3 protein-coding genes and 1 pseudogene are annotated in these 3,212 nt (G+C 58.8%); all 4 read right to left on the bottom strand.

Annotated features, from left to right (window positions below):
• Positions 1-767 (bottom strand): CaiB/BaiF CoA-transferase family protein (locus EVC45_RS44010; RefSeq protein ID WP_129964284.1); only part of this gene is annotated, 767 nt, incomplete at its 3' end.
• 150 nt (positions 768-917) lie between these two features.
• Positions 918-1,259: a carboxymuconolactone decarboxylase family protein gene (locus tag EVC45_RS44005; protein WP_129964283.1), complete on the bottom strand. Its 342-nt coding sequence runs from the start codon at positions 1,257-1,259 to the stop codon at positions 918-920.
• A 48-nt stretch (positions 1,260-1,307) separates the two neighbouring features.
• On the bottom strand, positions 1,308-2,531 hold the full coding sequence (locus tag EVC45_RS44000) for a MalY/PatB family protein (RefSeq protein ID WP_129964282.1): 1,224 nt from the start codon (positions 2,529-2,531) through the stop codon (positions 1,308-1,310).
• A gap of 56 nt (positions 2,532-2,587) precedes the next feature.
• Positions 2,588-3,212, bottom strand: a pseudogene (locus tag EVC45_RS43995) (transporter); the annotation flags it as partial.

Raw genomic sequence — 3,212 nt, 5'->3', positions numbered from 1 at the left:
ATCGGTGCATCTGCCGTTGAGAACACCTGGTATGGAACGATGTTGGGGTGGCCGTTGCCCAGGCGGGTCGGTAGCTGTCGATCCGCCAGATAATTCGTTCCTGCATTAACGAGCCAGGAAATCTGTGTATCGAGCAGGGATATGTCGATGTGTTGCCCTTTGCCCGTTCGCTCCCGATGCTGCGGGGCTGCGAGGATGCCGACGGCGGCATACATGCCAGTCATAACGTCGGCGATCCCAACACCCGCCTTCATCGGTTCGCCGTCCGGCACCCCGGTGAGGCTCATGATGCCGCCCATGCCCTGGATCAAAAAGTCATAGCCGGGTCGGCTGGCGTAGGGGCCCGTCTGCCCGAACCCTGTAATCGAGCAATAGACCAGGCGCGGATATCGATCCTTGATCTGCTCGTACGCCAGGCCATATCGGGCAAGGCCGCCGACCTTGTAGTTTTCAACGAGGACGTCCGCGTGTGCAATCAACTGATGCACGAGTTGCCGACCTGCATCCGAGCCGATGTCGATAGCGATGGCTCGCTTGTTCCGATTGGCCGCGAGATAATAGGCGCTCTCTTCCGTTTCCTCACCCGATGTCCCGCGTACGTACGGTGGTCCCCATTTGCGCGTATCGTCACCTTCGTCAGGTTTCTCAACCTTGACGATATCGGCGCCAAGATCCCCAAGAAGCTGGGTTGCACTCGGGCCCGCCAGGATGCGTGAGAGGTCCAGGACCCTGATGCCTGCCAGTGCTGTTGTCCGTTCAGAGTTCATGCCGAATTCCGTCCTAATGATTCACCGCGCAGCTGATCACAAGATGCGTCACCAACATCGTCCAGGGTCGAGGATTGGTTAGATCGATGACCCTTCGGCTCGAGCCCCGCTCGGGGTGCCGGCGTATTGACTTACCCGCCGTAGCTGCACTCAGGTATCAAACTGATCGAAAGCCTCCATCGCTCGCGCGGAATAGACAAAGGCAGCGCCCGCATTAAGGGCAATGGCGGTTCCGAGCGCCTCAGCAACTTCCTGTTTCGTTGCGCCCGCTTTTTGCGCTGCGGCAGCATGCGAAGCAATGCAGCCCTCGCACCGTGTGGTGACTGCCACGGCCAGGGCGATGAGCTCGCGTGTCTTGAGATCAAGCGCCCTGCTCTCATTTAACGACTCGTTCAGACCAGAGAATGCCTTGCCCACCGGCACGTTCGCCTTTGCCAGATTTGCCCCGGCGGCACGTTGATTCGAAAGAAGTTCAGCCCAGTCATTAATCATCTTCATCTCCTATGCACTTCAGCTTCGCAAACACCCATCAATCGGCACTCAACGCTGCGCAAGCGCCTCCGATATTCGCCCAATCGCCAGGTCCACCGTCTGGCGCGGGCAGCCGAGATTCGCGCGCATGAAGCCGTGACCTTCAACGCCAAACTTCGGACCCTGATCAAGCCACACGCGGCCCTTGACGAGCATGAAGTCTTCGAGCTCCTCCGGTGTCATTCCAAGCGCGCGGCAGTCGATCCACGCCAGGTAGAGCGATTCCATGTCGATTACCCTCAGACCAGCATCGAGCGCGTTGATGCGCTCGGCAAAGTGCCGCTGGTTCCGGGCGATGTAGGTCACCAGCTCGTCTACCCAGCCTGCTCCATGCGTGAAGGCGGCTTCGGTAGCCACCATCCCGAGCAGGTTGATGCGGGTGTTGTGGTTCCTCTCGATCGTGCGGATCACCTCGTCCCGCTTGACCTTATCGGCGATGAACATGTTGCCGCATTGCAGTCCGGCCAGATTAAACGTCTTGCTCGCCGACGTGCAGGTGATGCTGTTGTGAGCGAATCGTCGATCCAGGGAGGCGAACGGTGTGTGTTTCCTTCCGGCACCGTACACAAAGTCGCAATGGATTTCGTCGGCGATCACGAGCACCCCATGGCTCATGCAGATCTCGCCCATGGTGCGCAGTTCCTCTTCCGTCCACACGTTGCCCGTCGGGTTGTGCGGGTTGGACAGAATGAAGATTTTGGTGTTGTTTTGAATCGCGTTTTCGAACACCCGGGCGTCAAAGCGATAGCGCTGCCCATCGAACTGCAGCGGTGCCGCAGTGACATGGCGACCATTGATGACCACATCGTGATGAAAGTGCACATAGACCGGCGGCTGGATCAGAACCGAATCGCCAGGCTGTGAAAACGCCTGCACGATGGTTTTGAGCGCCGCAATGACGCTGGCGACCGGCACCACCCATCCAGGGGGCACCTCCCAGTCGAAGCGCTTTTGTTGCCATCCGGTCACGGCGTCGACATAACCTTTCGTCATGCCCGCCGGGTACCCGTAAATGCCGTGCGAAACGGCTTCGTGCAACGCTTCGATTACCGCCGGCGGAGACATGAAATCCATGTCCGCCACCCACATGGGCAGTGGCCTCGCCTGTGCCTGAACATCCGTCATGGCGCCCGGGTACGCCCACTTGAGTGAATTGCTACGGTTGCGGTCCACCACGGCATCGAAATCAAACTGTGTTGCGTTGACCTCTACCGCACTTCGATTCTGAGTCATTGCTTTTTACCTCTTTCTGTCTTGCATGGTTTGCGTAAGGCGCGTCAGGGGCAACGTCAGTAGCCCAGCGCCTTGAGCACGGGCGACAGGCACACGATCACGCCAAACCCAAACACGTACCAGACTTTGGTGGATACGTGTCTCCGGAGCGCGGGCACCTTGTAGACCAGAACGCACGGAATGATGAACGACGCAATACCGTAGATGGGCGATGCCAACTGCTGCAGCAACAGGATGGAGAAGCGCGTCTGTACCCAGAACCAGAGCCCAAGCACGATAGACACGCAAACGCCGGCAGATACGAGGCGTGCATTGACGCGTTCCTGCGGAACGAAGCGCGTCAGGACGTTCATGACCATACCTTTGATCGATTCCTCGAAGCCCAGATAGATGCCAAGGAAGGCGGTTAATATTGCGAACACATTCAGGGCCGCGGTCATGTACAGCACGCCGTCTCCATGGATGACGCTACCAGCCAGTGCGAGCGCCGAGATGTTCTGCGCCCTGGCCGAGAGCGCCTGCTCGTGCGAGAGTGCCAACGCAAACGACGTGGCAAAGAACAGGACCGCGACGGCCAGGATGGCGAACGCAATGCGGTTGGCGCGAATGGCGCGATATGTAGCGACGCGCGAGTCCTTCTCGATCTTTCGGAACGCGATGTTCATGGGGCTAAGGATCTGC

The sequence above is a fragment of the Paraburkholderia sp. UYCP14C genome (assembly GCF_004197395.1).
GTDB lineage: Bacteria > Pseudomonadota > Gammaproteobacteria > Burkholderiales > Burkholderiaceae > Paraburkholderia.
This window is presented reverse-complemented; position numbering and strand designations above follow the sequence as displayed.

Coding starts and splice junctions, on each gene's coding strand:
- EVC45_RS44005 (WP_129964283.1), bottom strand. CDS start 1,259: ATGATTAATGACTGGGCTGAACTTCTTTCGAATCAACGTGCCGCCGGG.
- EVC45_RS44000 (WP_129964282.1), bottom strand. CDS start 2,531: ATGACTCAGAATCGAAGTGCGGTAGAGGTCAACGCAACACAGTTTGAT.